The sequence below is a fragment of the Bacillus sp. FSL R9-9834 genome, assembly GCF_038006905.1.
GTDB classification, from domain to species: Bacteria; Bacillota; Bacilli; order Bacillales; family Bacillaceae_G; genus Bacillus_A; species Bacillus_A pacificus.
The window spans coordinates 2,669,328-2,689,918 of record NZ_JBBOWD010000001.1; the positions used below are offsets into that span (position 1 = coordinate 2,669,328).

General features: G+C 35.1%; 22 protein-coding genes. 7 read left to right on the forward strand and 15 right to left on the reverse strand.

From position 1 onward, the window contains the following. Positions 1 to 45: 45 nt before the first annotated feature. The 3 genes from ppaC to MKY00_RS13840 all read right to left on the reverse strand — a co-directional run bounded on the left by ppaC (position 46) and on the right by MKY00_RS13840 (position 2,580). Complete coding sequence (gene ppaC / locus MKY00_RS13830) at positions 46 to 975, reverse strand: manganese-dependent inorganic pyrophosphatase (RefSeq protein ID WP_016717706.1); 930 nt, start codon at positions 973 to 975, stop codon at positions 46 to 48. A 211-nt stretch (positions 976 to 1,186) separates the two neighbouring features. Continuing rightward, entirely contained in the window at positions 1,187 to 1,852 is a 666-nt protein-coding gene (locus MKY00_RS13835; RefSeq protein ID WP_000850067.1) for a lytic polysaccharide monooxygenase, read from the reverse strand. 224 nt (positions 1,853 to 2,076) lie between these two features. Continuing rightward, entirely contained in the window at positions 2,077 to 2,580 is a 504-nt protein-coding gene (locus MKY00_RS13840; protein ID WP_016717707.1) for a GNAT family N-acetyltransferase, read from the reverse strand. Between the two features lie 107 nt (positions 2,581 to 2,687). Between MKY00_RS13840 and MKY00_RS13845 the strand changes: the two genes are divergently transcribed. After that, positions 2,688 to 2,984: a hypothetical protein gene (locus tag MKY00_RS13845; RefSeq protein ID WP_000398675.1), complete on the forward strand. Its 297-nt coding sequence runs from the start codon at positions 2,688 to 2,690 to the stop codon at positions 2,982 to 2,984. A gap of 139 nt (positions 2,985 to 3,123) precedes the next feature. Here MKY00_RS13845 and MKY00_RS13850 read toward each other — a convergent pair whose 3' ends face one another. From MKY00_RS13850 to MKY00_RS13880, 7 genes are all read right to left on the reverse strand, one after another. Beyond that, positions 3,124 to 3,564: a carboxymuconolactone decarboxylase gene (locus tag MKY00_RS13850; protein WP_162837244.1), complete on the reverse strand. Its 441-nt coding sequence runs from the start codon at positions 3,562 to 3,564 to the stop codon at positions 3,124 to 3,126. 30 nt (positions 3,565 to 3,594) lie between these two features. Next, positions 3,595 to 5,085: an alanine/glycine:cation symporter family protein gene (locus tag MKY00_RS13855; protein ID WP_016717708.1), complete on the reverse strand. Its 1,491-nt coding sequence runs from the start codon at positions 5,083 to 5,085 to the stop codon at positions 3,595 to 3,597. A 131-nt stretch (positions 5,086 to 5,216) separates the two neighbouring features. Then, positions 5,217 to 6,701 carry an aldehyde dehydrogenase family protein gene (locus MKY00_RS13860; RefSeq protein WP_016717709.1) on the reverse strand — a complete coding sequence of 495 codons (1,485 nt, stop codon included), beginning with the start codon at positions 6,699 to 6,701 and terminating at the stop codon, positions 5,217 to 5,219. 18 nt (positions 6,702 to 6,719) lie between these two features. Continuing rightward, the gene (dapA, locus tag MKY00_RS13865) at positions 6,720 to 7,616 is read right to left on the reverse strand and encodes a 4-hydroxy-tetrahydrodipicolinate synthase (protein ID WP_016717710.1); all 897 of its coding nucleotides are present in this window, start codon (positions 7,614 to 7,616) and stop codon (positions 6,720 to 6,722) included. Between the two features lie 17 nt (positions 7,617 to 7,633). Then, on the reverse strand, positions 7,634 to 8,575 hold the full coding sequence (locus MKY00_RS13870; protein WP_016717711.1) for a proline racemase family protein: 942 nt from the start codon (positions 8,573 to 8,575) through the stop codon (positions 7,634 to 7,636). Continuing rightward, positions 8,572 to 9,609, reverse strand: a complete 1,038-nt coding sequence (locus tag MKY00_RS13875) for a proline racemase family protein (protein WP_001257524.1) — start codon at positions 9,607 to 9,609, stop codon at positions 8,572 to 8,574. Before MKY00_RS13875 ends, MKY00_RS13870 begins: the two co-directional genes overlap by 4 nt. After that, a complete protein-coding gene (locus MKY00_RS13880; RefSeq protein WP_016717712.1) occupies positions 9,606 to 10,781 on the reverse strand; it encodes an NAD(P)/FAD-dependent oxidoreductase in 1,176 nt (391 codons plus the stop codon). The genes MKY00_RS13875 and MKY00_RS13880 overlap by 4 nt, the downstream gene beginning before the upstream one ends. 180 nt (positions 10,782 to 10,961) lie before the next feature. On the opposite strand from MKY00_RS13880, the gene MKY00_RS13885 reads away from it, so the two are divergent. From MKY00_RS13885 to MKY00_RS13900, 4 genes are all read left to right on the forward strand, one after another. Further along, the gene (locus tag MKY00_RS13885) at positions 10,962 to 12,623 is read left to right on the forward strand and encodes a sigma-54 interaction domain-containing protein (protein WP_016717713.1); all 1,662 of its coding nucleotides are present in this window, start codon (positions 10,962 to 10,964) and stop codon (positions 12,621 to 12,623) included. Positions 12,624 to 12,697: 74 nt separating this feature from the next. Continuing rightward, positions 12,698 to 12,970 (forward strand): (2Fe-2S)-binding protein, encoded by a 273-nt coding sequence (locus tag MKY00_RS13890; RefSeq protein WP_016717714.1) that lies wholly within the window; start codon positions 12,698 to 12,700, stop codon positions 12,968 to 12,970. Next, complete coding sequence (locus MKY00_RS13895; protein WP_000087050.1) at positions 12,967 to 13,299, forward strand: (2Fe-2S)-binding protein; 333 nt, start codon at positions 12,967 to 12,969, stop codon at positions 13,297 to 13,299. The genes MKY00_RS13890 and MKY00_RS13895 overlap by 4 nt, the downstream gene beginning before the upstream one ends. Beyond that, positions 13,296 to 14,531 (forward strand): NAD(P)/FAD-dependent oxidoreductase, encoded by a 1,236-nt coding sequence (locus MKY00_RS13900; protein WP_341035072.1) that lies wholly within the window; start codon positions 13,296 to 13,298, stop codon positions 14,529 to 14,531. Before MKY00_RS13895 ends, MKY00_RS13900 begins: the two co-directional genes overlap by 4 nt. 24 nt (positions 14,532 to 14,555) lie before the next feature. Here MKY00_RS13900 and MKY00_RS13905 read toward each other — a convergent pair whose 3' ends face one another. Both MKY00_RS13905 and MKY00_RS13910 read right to left on the reverse strand, forming a co-directional pair. Further along, positions 14,556 to 14,864, reverse strand: coding sequence for a YxcD family protein (locus MKY00_RS13905; protein WP_000447759.1), 309 nt, complete (start codon positions 14,862 to 14,864; stop codon positions 14,556 to 14,558). Further along, positions 14,852 to 15,301 carry a hypothetical protein gene (locus tag MKY00_RS13910; protein WP_016717716.1) on the reverse strand — a complete coding sequence of 150 codons (450 nt, stop codon included), beginning with the start codon at positions 15,299 to 15,301 and terminating at the stop codon, positions 14,852 to 14,854. Before MKY00_RS13910 ends, MKY00_RS13905 begins: the two co-directional genes overlap by 13 nt. Positions 15,302 to 15,560: 259 nt before the next feature. Here MKY00_RS13910 and MKY00_RS13915 point away from each other — a divergent pair, with 259 nt between their 5' ends. Beyond that, positions 15,561 to 16,325, forward strand: a complete 765-nt coding sequence (locus tag MKY00_RS13915) for a DUF1836 domain-containing protein (protein ID WP_000447224.1) — start codon at positions 15,561 to 15,563, stop codon at positions 16,323 to 16,325. 161 nt (positions 16,326 to 16,486) lie between these two features. Here MKY00_RS13915 and MKY00_RS13920 read toward each other — a convergent pair whose 3' ends face one another. Both MKY00_RS13920 and MKY00_RS13925 read right to left on the reverse strand, forming a co-directional pair. After that, complete coding sequence (locus tag MKY00_RS13920) at positions 16,487 to 17,887, reverse strand: HD domain-containing protein (protein ID WP_016717717.1); 1,401 nt, start codon at positions 17,885 to 17,887, stop codon at positions 16,487 to 16,489. Between the two features lie 108 nt (positions 17,888 to 17,995). Continuing rightward, positions 17,996 to 19,111, reverse strand: coding sequence for an HD domain-containing protein (locus tag MKY00_RS13925; protein WP_016717718.1), 1,116 nt, complete (start codon positions 19,109 to 19,111; stop codon positions 17,996 to 17,998). 277 nt (positions 19,112 to 19,388) lie between these two features. On the opposite strand from MKY00_RS13925, the gene MKY00_RS13930 reads away from it, so the two are divergent. Then, a complete protein-coding gene (locus tag MKY00_RS13930; protein ID WP_016717719.1) occupies positions 19,389 to 19,994 on the forward strand; it encodes a DedA family protein in 606 nt (201 codons plus the stop codon). 38 nt (positions 19,995 to 20,032) lie between these two features. On the opposite strand, the gene MKY00_RS13935 is transcribed toward MKY00_RS13930, so the two are convergent. Then, positions 20,033 to 20,521 (reverse strand): DinB family protein, encoded by a 489-nt coding sequence (locus MKY00_RS13935; RefSeq protein ID WP_016717720.1) that lies wholly within the window; start codon positions 20,519 to 20,521, stop codon positions 20,033 to 20,035. Positions 20,522 to 20,591 lie beyond the last annotated feature (70 nt).

Here is a 20,591-nt window from a genome sequence, read left to right on the forward strand (position 1 = left end):
TAGCCAATCCGACTACTTGTCCTTTTCTATCTGTACTCAATAAAATTAAGCTTGGAATGCTTCTGTTAATACTGGTACGATTTGTTTTTTACGAGATACTACACCTTTTAATGTAGCAGTGTTGTTTTCTAGAGATACGTTGTATGCTTTCTCAACAACGTTTGCTGCTTTACCGATTGCAAGACCGACAGAATCGTTTGTTAAGATATCAGTTACAACAAATAAGAATAGGTCTAAACCTTTTTCTTCTACTACTGCAGAGATAACTTTTTCAAGTTCTGCTTGGTGTACAAGAACGTCGTTCGTATCAACAGCGTTTACTTGTGCGATTTCAACTTTCGCATTACCCATTTGGAATTCTTTAGCGTCAAGAGAGATTAATTGCTCCATTGTTTTTCCGCTTAAGTCAGCACCAGCTTTTAACATTTCTAAGCCGTAGTTATCAGCATCTACACCAGCGATTTCCGCTAATTCACGAGCTGCTGCTACGTCTTGCTCTGTGCAAGTTGGAGATTTGAATAGTAAAGAATCTGAAATGATTGCAGATAACATTAAACCTGCAACTTCTTTACGAATTGTAATGCCGTTTTCTTTGTACATCTTGTTTAAAATTGTAGCTGTACAACCAACTGGCTCACAACGGTAGTAAATAGGATCGCTTGTTTCAAAGTTAGCAATACGGTGATGGTCAATAACTTCTAACACACGAACAGATTCGATATCGTTAGCACTTTGTTGACGCTCGTTATGGTCAACTAAAATAACGTTGTCCACTTCGTTTGCAACTGTCTCAACAAAACGCGGTCCTTCTACTTTAAAATAGTCTAACGCAAATTGAGTTTCACCGCTGATTTCGCCTAAACGTACAGGCTCAGCATTCATTCCTAATTCTTTTTTCAATTCTGCATAAGCAATTGCAGAACAAATTGCATCTGTATCTGGGTTTTTATGCCCGAAAACTAGTACTTTTTCCATGTTTTCCACCTCTTCATGAAAAGGATATCTTAAAGAAGCAAATATGACAATATTTAAAGCATAATTTTTTATAAATAATTGCACTTTCTTCTATATTTTTCATCGTTTTTCGTAAAAAAAGATCATCTAAAATGAATTAGATGATCGAAATGTATATTTTATCCCGCTTTAATGTGCAGTAAGACCCCCACTGATTAAAGTTTCACTTTATTTAAAATAAGCTAGGAGCTTGCACTACATGATTTAGCGGAAAATTCGATGCCAAACCATTATTTACAAGGTTAACATCGATAACTTGATAAAATGCATTCCCAGTGTCTGCAATTTCCCACACAGCTAAAATAAGGTGATATCCATTTCTATCAGTAGGCACATTTGCTTCATGTGTTACGGAAGTTCCAGGTCTAGCTCCTCCATCATTTTTCACATAGAAAGGCACTAAATCTAAATCAGACCTCGTTAAAGGCTTATTTGGATTCCAATCTTTCTTCGTAATATAATATTTCCACTCTTTCGTACTATGAGGAGCCGTTAGTTTCCACTTGAATGTATTCGTCCCACCGTTTAAAGTAACTTTCTTCCACCTATCTACAGTCTGTACATCTAAAGCAGGGAAATGGCCAGCTCCTGCGATTTGACCATCCGAAGGTCCTGATTGCGGGAAGCCACCTATTCCTTCTACACTTTGCGGTTCATATTGAATCGGACCGCAATTTACATTTACCCCTTGCTTACATAAATAAGAGCGGCTCGCTGGTGATTCAACATATCCATGAGCGGAAGCTTTTTCTGAAAAACCGAAAGTTAACAATCCCGTAAGTAATATGCCACCACTTAATATAACTTTCTTCACCTTCTGTAAACCTTTCGTTTTCATCTCGTCATCCCCTTTCCCATAATAAAGCGAAAATAACTATAGTTGCCTAGTCATCTTCTCTACATCCATTATAAGTCGAGAGACCATACAAACAGAACCCTCTAAAAACTTTCTCAAATTCAATTTGTACATTAAATAAATTCAAATAACACCGCTAGAGAAATATAGACGGTGTTAAAAATGGTGGTTTATTATTTTGAGCATGATAGCTTTTTAATCGTAACTTATAAAACTTTATAATAAATAACTGTGGCATCTAAATTACCATTTGGAGAAATCGCGTATTCTGGTATTTTTCCAACTTCTTGATAGTCTAATGATTTATACAATCTATTAGAAGGGTCTCCTTCTCTCGTATCTAACACTAAAAGAGACCTATCTTCTTGCTTCGCTCGTTCCTCTGCTTTTTGCATAAGTAAACGTCCAATACCATTACGTCTAAAGTTGGGATGAGTCATTAACTTACAAATCTCGGCTCTATGAATTCCGTTAGGCTTTGTAACTAAATGTAATTGAATACTCCCTGCCAATTCATTGTTTATTTTAGCGACATATAATATCACTTCTGGCGCTAAAACAGTTTGCCAATACTTTGTTGATTCTTTTTGTTCCAGTGGAGGTAAAAAACCAATTGACGCCCCATCATCTACAACTGTTTTCAAAAGGTTAGAAAGCTCTTCCACCTCATCTTTTATTTGCTTAATCTCTTCAATTACTAAATTTTGCATTATTAATCCCCCTTTTGTTTCATTGTACCAAGTTTTAAAGAAGGAATAACAGAATACTAAAAGGAAATATATATTTAAATAGAGCATACTTTTAGAATGTATGAATGATGGAGGGATTAATCATTAGCAAAATAGGATTTGACTTAATACATCATAAGGACGACTTTGATCTTGGATATGAGGATATAGAAGCGATATCTAAGAACTGTAAATTTTCTAACTGCTCTCATACAAATGAACCACATTGCGCAATTAAAAAAGCTATTTCCGATGGAATTCTTACAAAGGAAATAATGAATAGTTATTATCGAGATAAGAATGAATTCAAATATGTATGTAATCAAAAAAACAAAACAAAAGCTATTGATTATATGAAACAATTGAAACTTTTTAGAAAATCTTAAAAATAAATAGTTGTTTCTCATTCCCACTATATTTAAGAATCTTACTTTGCTACATCACATACAAGCTAATTTTCATACTCAAATTTAATCTCACGTAAAAGAACGTTTTAAACATAAAGTTTAAAACGTTCTTTTCTATTCAATGCTTATGATTTTTCAGTTCTGTTAAACACTCTTGCACTAAAGTTACTGCTTGACTCATTGCAGCTCCACCAGCAAATGCTGCTGATACACCACACGCTTCCAGAATTTCTTTATCTGAACACCCTTGATCAAGACAACCTTTTGTATGATAAACGGTACAATATTCATCTTGCGTTGCTAGACTAATTCCTAATGCAATAAGTTGTTTTTCCCTTTTTGTTAAAGAACCCTCTTGAAAACAAGCTTGCGTGAATGCATTATATGTTTCAGCAATTTCAGGAATTTGGTTTGTAAAACTACCGATTCCTTCTTTATAATGATGTAGAACGTCATTTACTGAACTATGATGTTGTTCGTGTTCCATCTTATTATTACCCCCATTCAAATTATCTGTACCCACTGTAGTATGTGATGAAAAGAAGGCAATATACCTCATTTAATAGAACGAATATTCAGTTTATTTAAACTACAGTTTCAGACTATCATCCACTACCGCTTGTTCTTTAACGTTTTTTCTTTGAACCTCTTTACTTCTTTCTTCCCAAAATGTTAAACCTTCAATTCCTACATTTTTAGGATCAAATACTGGATCTTTCCCTTCTTTTTTCTGCGCTTCATAATCTTTTAACACTTTTAATGCGATTTTACTTAATAGTAGAATCGCAATTAAGTTTAACCATGCCATACTACCGATCCCTAAATCTCCAAGATTCCATAAGAGCGATGCTGATTCTACACTACCGATGTAAACCATAATTAAAAATCCAATTTTCAAAACTGGTTTTAACCAGCTATGTTTAAGCTCACGATCTAAATAAGTAAGTGTCGTTTCAGCGATATAGTAGTAAGCGAGTAAAGTTGTAAATGCGAAGAAGAAAATTGCGATTGAAATGAATAATGGACCAAACCCAGTCATAACAGTTTCAACTGCTTGTTGAGTATAAATTGGGCCAGCATCAACATTCCCTATATTTTTTACAATAGCGCTTTTCCCTTCCGGTATAACATTATACATACCTGTTATTAAAATCATAAGAGCTGTCGCTGTACATACGATAATTGTATCAATGTATACAGAAAAGGCTTGAACTAACCCTTGTTTTGCTGGGTGAGATACTTCAGCCGCAGCAGAGCTATACGTCGCTTCTCCAACGCCAGCTACATTTGAAAATACAGCGCGCTTTACGCCCCATGCAATTGCTGCACCGACGATTCCACCAAACATTTCATTTATACCGAAAGCACTAGAGAAAATTAAAGCAAACATACTTGGAATTTCCGTTACATTCGCAATTAATACGATACATGTAACAATTACATATCCAATTGCCATAAATGGAACAAGCATTTGTGAAACGCCTGCAATTCTCTTTACGCCACCAAAAATGATTGCTGCTAATAATAAGACTAACAATATACCCGTTATATATTTACTAATACCGTTAGAGTTTTCGAATCCCACTGCGATACTACTAGATTGAATACCTGGTAATAAAACGCCATATGAAAGTGTTACAACGACTGCTACAATGATTGCAAACCATTTCATTTTCAAGCCTTTTTCAATGAAATATGGTGTACCACCGCGATATTCATTTCCAACTTTACTTTTATATACTTGAGATAATGTTGATTCAACAAATGCACTAGCTGCTCCTAATAGTGCCATTACCCACATCCAAAATACAGCTCCAGGTCCGCCAAAAGCGATAGCTGTCGCAACCCCTGCAATATTACCTATTCCAACCCTACCAGATAACGCTAAACAAAATGCTTGAAAGGATGAAATTCCCGTCTCAGAGCTCTTCCCTTCAAATAATAGTTTAATCATTTCTTTAAAATAACGAATTTGTAGAAAACGAGTTGCAATTGTAAAATACACACCTGCTCCTAAGGCGAAAACAACTAATCCAATACTCCATACTTGCCCTACTAACCACTCTACTAATTGCTCCATCCAAATCCCCCTTATCATTCTTTTGAAAACTATTTTATATATAAGAAAACGGACAACTATTATTAAATCTTCCAGTTGTCCGCCTATCTCATTATTTCATTCCTCTATTTATTAACAAGTTAGATTCTCTATTACTTTATATTTACCCAAACACTCTTCACTTCTGTGTAATTATCAAGCGCATATGAACCTAACTCACGACCGATTCCAGATTGTTTAAACCCACCAAATGGTGCAGCTGCATTTTCTAAGTTATAATCATTAATCCATACTGTTCCTGCCTTTAATTTATTGGCAACTTGATGTCCAGTTTTAATATTTTGTGTCCATACGCCTGCAGCGAGTCCGTATGACGAGCGATTTGCTCTTTCGATTACCTCTTCTGTTGAATCAAATGGAAGTACAACGACAACTGGTCCAAAAATTTCTTCTTTCACAATTGTCATATCATCAGTAACATTTGTGAATACCGTTGGCTGTACAAAATAACCTTTTTCAAATGCACGTTCACCACCAGCAGCAACAGTAGCGCCTTCTGCTTTTCCTTGTTCAATGTAATGTAGTACACGCTCTTGTTGCTTTTTAGATACGAGTGGACCCATTTCTGTTTCCTTCTCCATACCTGCTCCAAGTTTCACGTTATTCGCCATTTTTACTAGTTCATTTACGACTGTTTCGTAATGTTTTCGGTGAACGAACACGCGAGATCCAGCACTACAATTTTGGCCGTGATTATACATAATACCTTGGAATGCGCCGTTAATCGCTTCTTCTAAATCAGCGTCTTCTAAAATGATATTTGGTGATTTACCACCAAGTTCTAACGTTACATGTTTAATAGTTTCTGCAGATTGACGCATAATATATTTTCCTGTAACTGTTGAACCTGTGAAGGCTACCTTATCAATATCATGATGGTTTACAATTGCAGCTCCCGCTTCAGGGCCGAAACCTGGCACAAAGTTTACAACACCTTTTGGAAAACCTGCTTCTTTAAAAAGTTTCGCTGTATATAATAACGATAAAGGCGTTTGTTCTGCTGGTTTTAATACGATCGTACAACCTGTCGCTAGTGCAGCTCCCATTTTCCAAGAAGACATAACGAGCGGAAAATTCCAAGGAATAATTTGTCCTACAACCCCAACAGGTTCATGGCGTGTATAATTTAAGTAATCTTTTGAAATCGGAATTGTTTGCCCGATAATTTTCGTAGCCCATCCCGCATAATAGCGGTAATTTTCTACAGTCGCTGCAATATCATCATCCAGTGCTACTTGATATGGTTTCCCGTTATCTAAAGCTTCTAACTGCGCCAATTCTTCTCCATGCTCTTCAATTAAGTCTGCTAATTTATAAATAAGATGTGCTCTTTCAGCAGTAGTCATTTCTGCCCAAGGTCCTGATTCAAATGCAGATCTTGCCGCTTTTACTGCGACATTAATATCCTCTTCTTGTGCTTCGCATACAACAGCTAAAACATCTTCAGTTGCTGGATTGTATGTCTCAAATGTCTTCCCGCTAATGGAAGGAACAAATTCACCATTAATAAACATTTTAATTTCATCATTTAAAAACGCTTTCACTTTTGGTTTTAGTTCAATGTTTTTCGTTAACATATATGCTCTCCTCCTTATTTAAACAGCTGCATGAGCAGCAATTTTTGAAATAATCATTTGAAGCTTTTGATCCTCTTCTTTAGTTAATCCGAGTCTCGGATAGCGAGAAGGCCCCCCAGCTTGCCCGTGTAATTCCATTGAGCGTTTAACGATTTGTACATATTTTCCGGACCCTTCAAGAAACTCACAAAGAGGTAAAATCGCATCGTTTATTTCCCAAGCTTTTTCTAATTCACCATTTTGGAAATGCTCATACATTTTCGTAACAAGTCCCGGTACGATATTACCTGCTACTGAAACCCAGCCCGTCGCACCAACTAAATAAGATTCCATAACTACATCTTCAGATCCACAGAATACTTGAAACGCACCTTCGCCTTGTCTTACTAAATCTCTTGCTTTTCGAATATCTCCGCTAGATTCTTTAATATGTGTAACATTTTCACACTCTTTTCCAATACGTAGCAGGAGTTCTGTACTCATATCAACACCAGATGTAAACGGGTTATTGTATAACATAATTGGAATATTTACAGCGTTTGAGATTTCTTTAAAATGAAAATATATTTCCTCTTCTTTCGGTTTACAATAATACGAATTTATAATTAATGCACAATCCGCTCCATGCGCTTCTGCATGTTTCGTATATTCAATCGTCTCTTTCGTCGTCTCCGCAGCAGTTCCAACAATAACCGGAATACGACCATCAACTTCTTTTAATACTGTTTCTACCATTTTAAATCGTTCTTCTTTTGACAAACTAACAAACTCTCCTGTGCTTCCGTTTATAATAATGCCAGCCAATTTTTGCTCAATAAAGTAGTTTACATTTTGTTTTACACCGTTCCAATTAATTTCTTGAAACTCATCCATCGGTGTGATTAATACTGGAAATGCCCCTTTAATATTTTTCATATTTATCTCTCCCTTTACTATTTTAATAAAAATCCTGTCGGAAACGGATCTGTAGGGTCTAATAGAAACGTCTGCATCCCTGTAATAAATCCTCTACTTTCAAAACGGAAAATGTAACCTATTTCTTCCTTCTTCACTTTTTCAACAGTTATAAAGCTATTACATATACTTTCATTTATAAAAGGTTTATCCGCTATATAATCATTTTTAAATAACGCGTGAACATAAGACACAATAGTCGAAACAAAACCTGGCGATCGTACGATAAAGTTATCTTCATGAAAGGTAATCGACTTTATATGGTTCTTTTCTTTTTGCGAAGAATCTACTAAAATAAGCCTTTTTATTAACGACTGTTTTTGTATAGCTTGTAGTGTACTTTCTCCCCATTTTTTCAATTCAGAAATGTTTTCAATATGAATTTCTGGTGAATACGCATCTTTTTCTACAACTGCGTATACTTTATCTGCCTGTATAAGAGAGTAACTTATATTACCAACCTGTAAATTTTTCTCAATCATATAACATACTTTACTTTCAAACGAAACAGATACAACTTCATCATTCTCTACATACGCATGGACTGAAAATATGCCAGATAACGTTTCGATTTTGTATTGATTCGTCTCTCTCTTTTTTAAATACCCACTTTCTAGTAACATCGTTATGACTGCGACAATACCTCCGTAATGAAGAGGTATTGACCCTTCATGATTAAAAAATAATACAGCTGCATCGATTTCCGGATGAATAGAAGGAACGACGATACATCCATTTAAACCGATAAAACCACGCGGTTCATTTAATAAAAGCTGCATTTCTTCTGCTAATTCACCTGAAAATTGTTCGTTTAATTGTTCTAAATTGTAGTAGTACTTGCATGGTACATCTTTTATTACACGGAATGCCTCGCCATTTACGTGTACGTCTACTGCTGTATACATTTTTTGAATGTTCATTTTACATCCTCCGTTTCATGTTCCATCGGCGGAATTAGCAAAAAGCCTTCTTTCAGTGGATCCTTTTCATTGTAAAAAAATCTATGCATCCCCATAAGCCAAGCTGAACCTGTAATTTTCGTTACGACCGCTTCAATATTTTCAACATTTGTCGTATTTATGACACACCCTTTAAATAAAGAACCAACGATACTCTCATGAACAAACTCTTCATCAATCTCAATTTTTTGGTTCGCATATAATACCGCTAACTTTGCTGATGTTCCTGTACCACATGGAGAACGATCAATTCCTCCAGGCGGAACGACAACTGTATTTTTTACATGAGCGCTTTCATGAGTAGGATCTGTATAAAATTCAACATGGGTTAATCCTCTAATGAACGAATGCTCTGGATGAATGATTTCAAATTTCTCATTAATGATATTTCTTATATGAATTGCCTTATCTATGATTGTAGATGCATTTTCTGGTACTAACTCTAACCCTACTGATTTCGCATCGATAATGGCATAAAAATTCCCTCCATACGCAATATCAGCCTCTACAGTTCCAATGTCTTCGACGTCTACTGTAATATTTTTCAGTAAAAAAGCTGGAATGTTACAAAAGGAGACTTCTTTCGCTTTTCCATCTTGAACAAATATATCGACTTCAACTAATCCGGCTGGTGTGTCTAACTTTAGCGAGGTAATCGGTTCAACTACCGGAATGAAACCTGATTCAATTAAAGCTGTACATACACCAATTGTATCGTGACCACACATCGGTAAATATCCACCTGTCTCTATGTAAATAACACCAATATCTGCTTCAGGATGACACGGATCTGTTAATAGTGCTCCTGACATTACATCATGACCACGCGGTTCATTCATTAACAATTTACGAATCCAGTCATACTCCTTTTTCATATGTAACATCTTCTCTGCCATCGTCTCTCCTATTAACTTAGGCAGGCCGCTAATCAATGTTCTCGTTGGATTCCCGCCCGTATGTGTATCAATCGTCGTAAAGACTCTTTGTGACCTCATCTGTTTAACACCCTTTCTGTAAAACGACTCAAACGAAGTGGTTCAATAGGAATGATTGTTTCTTTTTCGTTTAATAACTCTTCAATCACTTTCCCTGTAACTGCGGCAAGACTAATGCCATCCCCTTCATGCCCTGCTGCTATAAAGTAGTTCGGGATATGTTCCACACGTGAAATGATTGGCAAATGGTCTTCTGTCCACGGACGTAACCCAGCATAGGAACGAATCACCATCATATCCACCATTTTTGGATAAAAGCGAATTGCTCTGTTCGCAATACATTTAATAACCTCGTTATTTATCCTCGTATGAAACCCTACAAATTCTCTACTACTACCAATTAAAAAATTTTGGCTTTCTGTCGGCTCAAATACAAGAGCTACCCCGTATTTTTCAGTTAAAGCATCCACTTTTCGTTGTCCGCCAAATTTAGAAATTAAATAACCAAATTCCATTACTTTACGGCAACCAACGTGCTGTTGCCTTGAAGCTACAATAATATGCCCTTTTCTCGGTTCAATTGGAATATTTACATCCAACATTTGTCCGATTTTCGGAGCCCACACACCGGCTGCGTTTACTACTTGGTTCGCAGTAAACGTCCCATTTGTCGTTTCTACAATAAAGGAACCGTCTATATCTCTTTTCATTTCTTTTACTTCCGTATGATTAAAAGCTTTCGTACCAAATTTCTTCGATTCTGCAAGAAGTGCAAAAGCAAGAAGATACGGATTTACAGTCGAATCTGTTGCGCATTCTAACCCGCCTAATAAATCATCTGCGAAAAATGGTGATTCTTCCCTTATATCTTGCCTATCAAGCATTCGAAACGGTAAACCAGCTTCTTTTTGACGATTTACCCATTGCTGCGCTGCTTCCATCTCTTCATCCGACTCACATACGAGAATACTTCCTGGTGCCCTATATTCAAATGAGTGCTCTAACTCTTCACTTAAATCCGTTACTAATTTTTGACTTACTAACGACATTTGACTATCAAATCCTGGGTCTTTATCAATAGCCAAAATATTTCCGTCACACCGTGAAGACGTCCCGCTGACAAATTCTCCTTTTTCAATGATTGTTACGTCTCTTCCGTATTTCGAAGTGTAATAAGCGATCGAGCAGCCAATAATACCGCCTCCAATTATTAAAACGTCGCAGTGCCTCACAAAATATTCCTCCTTCCCCTAAAGCTCTCACTTTCTTTTATGCAATTGACGTGCCAACTGTACATATATACAATTTTTATAAATAATATTTTTATTTGTAAAAATATTTTAAATTTATCGTAAATAAGTGTATTATTTTTTTATCACTGTCAAAATTTTTATACATAATAGGAGGACAATATGGCATTCTCATTTCCCACAATAAAAGAATTTCTAAAAATTTTATCCATTGACCATACATACTGCTTGCAACATATTAAGCAAATTAACGAAAAGTATTATTACCGCCCTTCTACTACAGAAAAATATAACTGCGCAGTAATATATGAAGATGATTCATTCACCGCTTTAATTGACGCGTTTTCCAATGAAATAGTGGTTATCATAATGAACGAAAATAAAGAGCCTATATGCTGTATAACAGCTCAGCAAATCATCCCGTTTCTTGTTAAGTCATACAATGAACTGCAATCTTTTTATAACACCGTAATACAAACAACGGATTCTTCCGTTACAGTCATCGATGATAAAGAACGCGTTTGCACCTGGACAGATGGCGCCGAAAAGATCTTTTCAGTCAAGCATAATGAAATTATTGGGCAACCTATCACTCATTTTTTTGACTATAAAGATTTGGAAATTTTGCAATCATTACATGACGGAAAAAGTATAATCGCTCAGTTCCATCAACCTCGTCCAGATTTGTTCGTATTAATTAATTCAAATCCAGTTTATTGTAACGGTGAAATTATAGGAGCAGTCGTTTCAGAAACTGACGTTACAAATCAAGTCGCATTAAATGAAAAACTATTCAATATGTCACATGAAATGCACCGTTTAGAACAAGAAGTAGCAAAGTATAAAGATGAATCAGATCCTTTTCTTGCGATGAATGGAAAGAGCCCTGTTATACAAAGAACAATACAATTAGCTAGAAAAGTTTGTTCGGTGAAATCAACCGTTTTAATACTCGGTGAAAGTGGTGTTGGAAAAGAAGTATTTGCGAAAGCAATTCATGAAGCTAGTGAGGCAGCGAAGGCACCTTTTATTTCAATTAACTGTGGTGCCATTCCAGAGGCGTTATTTGAAAGCGAATTATTCGGGTATGAGCGCGGGGCGTTTTCTGGTGCAAATAGTAAAGGTAAGAAAGGTAAAATAGAGCTCGCCCAAGGCGGCACATTATTTCTTGATGAAATTGGAGAAATGCCGCTAGATATGCAAGTGAAGCTTTTGCGCGTACTACAAGAACGAAAATATTACCGAGTTGGTGGAGAAAAAGAGATTCATATTGACTTTCGTATTATCGCTGCTACCAATCGTGATTTACAAGAAGAAATGAGAAAAGGCACGTTCCGAGAAGATTTATACTATCGCCTAAATGTAGTTAGTTTGCATATTCCACCGCTGCGCGAAAGACGCGAAGATATTATTGAATTAACCTATTCTTTCCTAAACGATTTTTCAATTAACTATAACAGACCCATTCGCGACTTACCTTCAAGCATTATGCATGAACTGCTTCATTACAATTGGCCAGGTAATATTCGCGAGCTCCGTAACGTTATTGAAAGACTTGTCGTATTTGCGACTGACGGTATTATAAAGCAAGAATATTTACCATTTCATACAACCGAAACTTTAGATAATCATGCGGCTCATTCCTTATTACTCAGCAACAATCATACAATCCTCTCTTTGCAAGAAGAGATGGAGGAACATGAGAAAAAAGTCATTGAGAGGGCTTTACGCATTTTAAATGGGAATAAATTAGAATGCGCAAAACAACTTGGTGTTACGAGAGCCACCTTATATAATCGTTTAAAAAAGCTTGGGTTACAATAAACCTCCCCTCCTCTATATTGGCATAGTTTTTGCATTATATAATTTGTGCAAATCGAACTAGAGGAGGAATACATATGACGAATAAAGATCACTTAATTGTTTGTCGATGTGAAGAAGTTACATACGGTCAACTTCAATCGACAATTGCTGATTATAAATGCTCGGCAAGAGAATTAAAACTAAGAACACGTGCTGGCATGGGGTTTTGCGGTGGCCGCACATGTAGAATGATGATAGATCGAATGATTGAAAATGCAAATCCAGGGGTAACTACAAATGATATTCCATTGAAATACCAACCACCGGTACGAGCAGTTACTTTTGGATCGGTAGGTGAAAGTAAATGAGTAGAATTACACATCACCCTATTTTAGGGAGTTTACATAATAGTAATCGCATCACTTTTCAATTTAACGGTCAACAATATGAAGCATATGAACATGAAACGATTGCAGCTGCTTTACTTGCGAACGGAATAAGAACATTAAGAGTGCATGAAGATAGCGGGACGCCACGAGGTATTTACTGTAATATTGGACATTGTTCTGAATGCCGCGTCACAGTAAACAATCAAGCAAACGTACGAGCATGCTTAACTGTTGTAGAAAACGGTATGGTTGTTATTAGTGGTAAACAACATCCAAATATCGTGAGAGAGATGGTGAAAAAGCGATGAACGATGTCATTATTATCGGTGCTGGCCCCGCGGGTTTATCAGCCTCTATCTCTTGTGCCCGTTTTGGACTAAAAGTACTTGTTATTGATGAATTTATGAAGCCTGGCGGAAGATTGTTAGGACAATTACATCAAGAACCTACTGGAGAATGGTGGAACGGGATAAAAGAATCCAAACGCCTTCACGAAGAAGCACAATCTCTTTCAGTTGATATTCGATGTGGCATTTCCGTCTATAATTTAGATAAAGATGAAAGTTCTTGGTTCGTCCATACGAATATCGGTACGTTAGAAGCACCTTTCGTTTTACTTGCTACTGGCGCTGCTGAGTACTCTATCCCTCTTCCTGGTTGGACACTTCCTGGGGTGATGTCAATTGGAGCAGCTCAAGTTATGACGAATGTACATCGTGTTCAAGTTGGGAAAAAAGGAATCATTATTGGTGCTAACATATTGTCATTTGCCATTTTGAATGAATTACAATTGGCAGGAATTAAAGTGGAACATATCGTACTTCCTGAAAAAAGTGAGTTAAGTCAACAGGCTGGTGAACCAGAAGAAGTTTTAAATTCTCTCTTACACGCTGCACACCTTGCCCCGTCACCTTTATTACGTATTGGTAGTCGATTGATGCAATATAATTGGGCGAAACAAGCTGGATTAAAGTTTTACCCTAATAACGGTATGAAAATAAACGGTACACCTCTTCATCTTCGAAAAGCAGCTCTTGAAATTATCGGGACAGATCAAGTTGAAGGTGTACGCATTGCTAATATTGATACGAAAGGAAACATCATCACTGGATCGGAACAAATATATGAGGCAGATTTCGTTTGTATTGCAGGTGGCTTATATCCTCTTGCTGAGCTAACTGCTGTAGCTGGCTGTCCATTCCGTTACATTCCGGAATTAGGCGGGCACGTTCCTCTCCATTCTGAAACAATGGAAACCCCTCTTCCTGGTTTATTTGTAGCCGGTAATATAACTGGCATTGAAAGCGGGAAGATTGCTATGGCACAAGGAGCTGTTGCTGGATATTCAATCGTAAAACAAGCAAATAAAAACTCCCCTTCGGTGGAACAACAATTGCAACAAGCAATCCAACATGTACATGCCGTACGTCAACAAGCTGCCATTCAATTTAACCAGGGTGTTGATGTCGGTAGACGGAAAATGAATGAAATTTGGCGTGATTATTCCCTTGCATTTGCACATACTAAAAAGAGCTGCTGAGAATACTCTCAACAGCTCTTTTTCCTACTCATCTGAGTTATTAAATTTCGCTAACGCGTAAATACCTTCTTCATCATCTAATTCAAGTTGTAATCTCGCTGCAAATGAATTGACGTTATATTCTCTGTCAAGTAATAAGCGTAGTGCTTCGATTAAGTTCGCTTGAATTAAAATTTGCTGGCGACCATTTACCTCTACTTCAGCAGAGAAACCATAGTCATCGTCGTACATAAGTTCAACTAAAACTTCTTCTGGACCAACTTGTCTTTTTTCAGCGATATATACGCAAAGGGCGTTGATCAGTTCTTGTTCAGAAATTTTTATCGTTTCCATGCTACTTCATCTTCCTTTTTCTTACGTTGATCTTTGAAGTATTTAAATGCACGAATTGCTAACATTACGATACCAGCCATTACTAACATATTTACCATAAACGCTAATACAGAACCAAGAGCTCCCATATTTGCAAATAAGCTACCCATTAGTAAACCACCAAGACCACCTAGTAATAAACCTTTCATAAAGCTTCCTTTATTACTTTTTGGTGCTGTATTTGTTGCTTTTGTTTTTGAATCTGGAGTCGTTTTTTGCGAATTTACATTTGAGTCTTTTTTGTTTAAATCAACTTTTGACTTTTGACCTGAACTTGGTGTAAATGACTTTTTACCAGATTTGTAACTCTTCGCTGCTGCGTAATCTACAAACATGAAGCTACTAGCTCCAAAGATAACCATGAATGCTGTCATGACTGCTACAAGTTTTTTCAACATATTATATCCATTCTCCTTTTATATAGATATATGTGAAATCTACCTTTCTAGTAAATTCAGAATGATAGATTTATTTTTAAAAACATTTTAAAGGTTCTTATGAACTTATTATATGAACTTTTGTCGAAATATGCAAGTGTTATTTACTTCTGACAGTTTGGTGACAAAGGAAAAATTAAGCAAAACAGAATTGACTTTAAATGAAACAAAACATATTATAGGTTCATAAGAACTTTTTATTATTTATGGAGGTGAAAAGATGGAAACATTTCATCTCACACGAAACGAAATGGCTACCCTTCTTCTATCGTTAAGAGGATGGAATACGAAAAAGCCTCTCGGTATTTTACAAGAAGCTTGGGCAAAGTCACATAAAAAAGATATTGAAAGCGGACAAAGCGTAACTGCTTTTATTACTACCGCACTTTCACCTATTTTTGAAAAACTGATAAAAATTGACGATACAGACGTCGGTTTCTCTTTAAATGAAATAGTCGCGCTTGGCAATCAGATCGAAAACACAAGTTTCTCTGTAACTGCCATGCAAAACTGGGTGAAACGAGATATAAAAGAAATGATTGGCTCTCCTCAAAAAGGAAAAAAATATTCAATTGAACAAGCAGCCTTACTATTCATTGTTGAAGATTTAAAAACAGCACTTGATTTTGAATCCATTCGTAAGCTATTACGCCTTATCGTAAATGACCCAGCCGATCGAAGTGATGACTTAATCAATCCTGTTCATTTATATGGAGCATACTCTTCTCTATTTGAAGAACTCAATCAAGGGAATTGCTTACAATTAAATGCAACAGATACAATCCATACAATTGAAAACATCGTAAAAGAAAGAGCTGATAAAATTGCAAGCAAGTTCGATCAGGTTAATAACGAGCAACGCGAAGCAATCCGTAACGCCATAATTATCGCCACACTTTCTGTACATACCGCTTATGTACAAATGTTAGCGAAACGTTACGTAACAGCAACTTTATTTTTACAGAACTTAGATGTGAAGCCTTAAAAAATAGGAGCAGAAATGCTTCTATTTTTTTATAACGAAAACAAGCATCAACCTGTTACATACTTAGAACAGGTTGATGCTTATTTCTCTATGTATTAATTATAAAAAACCATAATCGCCTATTATATTTCGAACAACTTTTCTCGATAGATTTAACGCCTTCATCTTCGTAACTCTTTATAAATTTCGATTTGAGCTTTTGAGCTATTAGCAAAACTTAACCAATCCTGTCTCACATTACTAATGTTTTCAGTTACCAAAAGTTCAACGATATCTAAATGTGAAACATTCGTTGTTATCGGTTTATTTATACCATTAACTTTAGCACCTGACATATATTTAGCAATCTCAGGGTTTAATGCGAAAGCAAAATCAATTACAGTTGAACCTTGCGGTAAGTTCACGGAATCTAACTTAGGAGTAAATGCTACAATGTTATCTTGAAATAGTTCATATGAAACTAAATCATAAAATTCAATCGCATCTTGAGTTACTAGATCATTTGTCTTAATAAAATGATCCATCAATTTATGAATTATATTTTGCATATCCTTATCAGTTATACTTTTTGTAAGAATATGAAATACCCCTTTATATCGTCTCTCCTGATTTATTTTTGTTTCAATCCATATCACTATTTCATGGTTATCGATTACCACTTTGGTCTTTAAGTATTTGTTTAACACATCACTTTCAATTGCTATATTATCTTCAAATTGATATGGAATTGGTTGGTATAGTTGATGTATAACTCCTAATATTTTATAACAGTCTAAATTATTTGAGGCCGTGATAATTATTTTTGACACCGCTGTAATGTCTTGAATTTCTTGGAGACGAGAATAGGCTGTATAAATAGGGCTTACTTCATAGTTAACTTCAAATATTAAAGATGAATTTAGAAAATTATTTATATCTTGCATGATATTTTGAGACAAACCGTCTAATAACTTAACATAATTTTGTAAAAGAATTTTCATTCCCTTATATTTAGAATGGTTAAGATAATAAAAACCTAAATCTTCTAACTCGTGTTGAATATGTAATAGCCCTAGTCTTTTACAAATCGGAGCGAAAATTTTGAGTGTTTCATTTGCATAAGGAACTTGTTTCTTTACAGCTTTCACCTGTAAAGTTCTCATGTTATGTAGACGATCTATCACTTTTATAATAGCTACTCTTATATCTCCTTGCGTAGCTAACAATAATTTCTTTAAATTCACTGCTTCATACTCTTCTTTATTAGGGGTTTGTTTTTTATCAATTTTAGTTAACCCTTCTACAATATCAGCCACTTTTTTACCGAATATATCACGTATATACTCAATTGTATAATCTGTATCCTCCACCACATCATGTAATAATGCTGCAACTAAAGTTATTATATCTGCCTTACAATCTAACAAAATTTCTGTAACTGCAAATGGATGAGTAATATACGGCTCACCCGAAACGCGAAATTGTCCTTCATGCGCTTTCTCGGAAACTAATATAGCTTTATGTAATTGTTCTAATTCTGCTTTATGTAGATATGAGGCTTTTTCTAATAATGTTTTTTTCATATTTTCACCTTCATCACGTTAATTTTCTATAAAAATTTTATTACCATTATAATTCGTTATTTGAAAGTGAAGTACCTGTCTAGGTGATAAGGGAATTTCTAAATCAACTCAAATTGAATACGCACATTTTTTTGTAGGTAACCTTACTATTTCTCGAATAAAAGGTGATTTTTCTATAATATCCTCTAACTCTCCCTTACTATAAACATAAATACCACCTACATATGAACTGTAAGCTTTTTTTTCAGTGATTACGACTAAGCTGCTATTTCCCTTATTAAAATCACCCTCTATTCCTTTTTCAAATGCTAAACTTTTAGTTGCCGAAAAATATAGCTGAATTAATGTTGCTATTTCTACGTCTTTTGATTTTTCAAAACACTTTAATTCATTGAAAATTATTCTATCATGTAATGGAAGAAAATCCTCTACTTCTAAATTCTCTCTTTCATAAAAGAAGTTTTGAAGCTCAGGAGTATAGAAAGAAAGATTTTTCTCTTCTATCTTTTTAAAAATCTTTTGCAACAATAAATCTTTTCCTATTACAAACGGATGACCAAAGCCATTATTATAAAGTCCTTCTTTCATTTTCATTAGTTGTTCAATCAAAGGGATTCCCGATTCTTCAATGACAAGTTTACCGTTTATAAAACGCATACTAGCTATCAGTTCTTCTATCTGTAATCCACCTATCTCAAGCGATGAATAATATAAATCCCTATTCCAAAAATCTAATTGATCCATTCCTAATGAATTAAACAAGAGCTCATCTATAATCGGAAAAACACCATCTTCTGTTAAAGCTTTCGTTACATCATCTAATAATCCGGCGGTCTGATTTAAAATCGTTCGTATTTCTTCATCCTCTTGAATGATTCGTATAGTCCACTCACCATGATCTTCGCCTGATATTTGTTGAAAACAATGCGAATATGGGCCATGGCCAACATCGTGTAGAAGTGCTACAACAGATAATAATTCCCTCTCATATTCTGATAAACGAATATCACCAATATCCGTAAGATGTTCTATCACTTTATTTACAAGTACATATACACCTATTGAATGTTCTTTCCTCGTATGTATTGCGTTTTCGTGTAAAAAATATGTATGTCCTTGTTGTTTAATATACGCCAATCTTTGAAATGCTTTTGTATCCATCAATCGAAGGATATGTCTATCACAAATAGTAATTTTCCCATAAATCGGATCATTAAATTGCATGTATTCTCCTCCTGTTTTTACAAATTAAAAACCTATATAATTATACTTAATTTTCAGTTTATTATCATTAATATATGAGAAATTTTTAATAATCTTTTCATTATCTCTTCATGAAAACGGAACTTACATACTTTATGATAATACTTATAAGAGACATAAAAGAATTGAAATAGCAATCCCCTATACAAATAAGGTATAATCTACACATAGTGAATCTTTTATATTATTAACTATAAGGTTCACCTATTCCAAAATACATAAACTAGAAGGTGCAACAATGGTAAGTAGTTTTATTCACTCAGTATTAACATTTTTTGAAGGGCTAGGTTATTGGGGCATTATGCTTGGACTTATGATTGAGATTATTCCAAGTGAGATTGTCCTTGCTTATGCGGGATACTTAGTATTCAATGGTAGTATCTCATTTTTAGGCGCAGTTGTGTTCGGTACAATTGGTGGTGTTATTGCTCAAATCTTTATTTATTGGATTGGCCGATACGGCGGACGCCCTATATTAGAACGTTATGGAAAATATATTTTCATACATAAAAAACAAATAGATGCTGCAGAAGATTGGTTTAATCGTTACGGAACTGGCGTCATTTTTACAGCACGCTTCATTCCAGTAGTGCGTCATGCGATTTCAATTCCTGCTGGTATTACAAAAATGTCATTCCTACGTTTCACTACGTTAACAGCACTTGCAATCATCCCTTGGTCTATCATTTTCATTTATTTAGGTGAAAAACTAGGTGAGAATTGGGAAAATATTAACGATGTTGCTGGACCATATGTGAAATCATTCGCAATTGGTGGCGTCATACTTATTCTTTTATACTTCGTTATAAAAAAATGGACAAAAAAGCGTAAAAATCTTGCGTAAAAATATAAATAAAAACCGCTATACATTCATTACGAATGTTAGCGGTTTTTATTATAGGCTTGATTTTGTATTAGAAATTGTATTATTTCTTCTTTGTGCTTTAAGTCATGTTGAATGAGTGATGAAAAGTAATGATTTAATTTCACTTTTTTAGTGCCAAATTGGTAGACATTATAAAAATATTTGGTGGGAATTCGCTCAATTTCATCCACTAACTGTTTACGAGTAACACTGAATTGATTTAATAGTCCTTCTTTTGAAATACCAGATCTCGCATATTTAATTGCTCCCTTATTTATTTCCTCAACATCTATTGGAACATTTGGTACAGATTGTCCACTTATAAAGTATGGAATTCTATGCTTTATTAAAAACGTATCCCAAACGATAAAATGTGAAATCACATCTGCAATTCCCCACGAACCATTTTTAAATGATCGAAGCCACATATCATCACTTAATCCCTTCAATGTTTGACACCATTCTATTAAATTTAATTTTTCTTCCAAAATATTCTCTTTCTTCATTATTCAATCCTTTCTCGCACTTATAATTCATTCATATTAATATCTTCTAGAAATTGTATAAAAAGCCTCC

Bases quoted from the DNA above. Each gene is read 5' to 3' on its own strand.
- MKY00_RS13930 (WP_016717719.1), top strand. From the start codon at position 19,389: ATGGTAAGTAGTTTTATTCACTCAGTATTAACATTTTTTGAAGGGCTA.
- MKY00_RS13905 (WP_000447759.1), bottom strand. From the start codon at position 14,864: ATGGAAACGATAAAAATTTCTGAACAAGAACTGATCAACGCCCTTTGC.
- MKY00_RS13860 (WP_016717709.1), bottom strand. From the start codon at position 6,701: ATGTTAACGAAAAACATTGAACTAAAACCAAAAGTGAAAGCGTTTTTA.
- MKY00_RS13870 (WP_016717711.1), bottom strand. From the start codon at position 8,575: ATGAACATTCAAAAAATGTATACAGCAGTAGACGTACACGTAAATGGC.
- MKY00_RS13900 (WP_341035072.1), top strand. From the start codon at position 13,296: ATGAACGATGTCATTATTATCGGTGCTGGCCCCGCGGGTTTATCAGCC.
- ppaC (WP_016717706.1), bottom strand. From the start codon at position 975: ATGGAAAAAGTACTAGTTTTCGGGCATAAAAACCCAGATACAGATGCA.
- MKY00_RS13910 (WP_016717716.1), bottom strand. From the start codon at position 15,301: ATGTTGAAAAAACTTGTAGCAGTCATGACAGCATTCATGGTTATCTTT.
- MKY00_RS13885 (WP_016717713.1), top strand. From the start codon at position 10,962: ATGGCATTCTCATTTCCCACAATAAAAGAATTTCTAAAAATTTTATCC.
- MKY00_RS13915 (WP_000447224.1), top strand. From the start codon at position 15,561: ATGGAAACATTTCATCTCACACGAAACGAAATGGCTACCCTTCTTCTA.
- MKY00_RS13835 (WP_000850067.1), bottom strand. From the start codon at position 1,852: ATGAAAACGAAAGGTTTACAGAAGGTGAAGAAAGTTATATTAAGTGGT.
- MKY00_RS13925 (WP_016717718.1), bottom strand. From the start codon at position 19,111: ATGCAATTTAATGATCCGATTTATGGGAAAATTACTATTTGTGATAGA.
- MKY00_RS13855 (WP_016717708.1), bottom strand. From the start codon at position 5,085: ATGGAGCAATTAGTAGAGTGGTTAGTAGGGCAAGTATGGAGTATTGGA.
- MKY00_RS13840 (WP_016717707.1), bottom strand. From the start codon at position 2,580: ATGCAAAATTTAGTAATTGAAGAGATTAAGCAAATAAAAGATGAGGTG.
- dapA (WP_016717710.1), bottom strand. From the start codon at position 7,616: ATGAAAAATATTAAAGGGGCATTTCCAGTATTAATCACACCGATGGAT.
- MKY00_RS13920 (WP_016717717.1), bottom strand. From the start codon at position 17,887: ATGAAAAAAACATTATTAGAAAAAGCCTCATATCTACATAAAGCAGAA.
- MKY00_RS13845 (WP_000398675.1), top strand. From the start codon at position 2,688: ATGGAGGGATTAATCATTAGCAAAATAGGATTTGACTTAATACATCAT.
- MKY00_RS13935 (WP_016717720.1), bottom strand. From the start codon at position 20,521: ATGAAGAAAGAGAATATTTTGGAAGAAAAATTAAATTTAATAGAATGG.
- MKY00_RS13850 (WP_162837244.1), bottom strand. From the start codon at position 3,564: ATGAGGTATATTGCCTTCTTTTCATCACATACTACAGTGGGTACAGAT.
- MKY00_RS13890 (WP_016717714.1), top strand. From the start codon at position 12,698: ATGACGAATAAAGATCACTTAATTGTTTGTCGATGTGAAGAAGTTACA.
- MKY00_RS13875 (WP_001257524.1), bottom strand. From the start codon at position 9,609: ATGAGGTCACAAAGAGTCTTTACGACGATTGATACACATACGGGCGGG.
- MKY00_RS13895 (WP_000087050.1), top strand. From the start codon at position 12,967: ATGAGTAGAATTACACATCACCCTATTTTAGGGAGTTTACATAATAGT.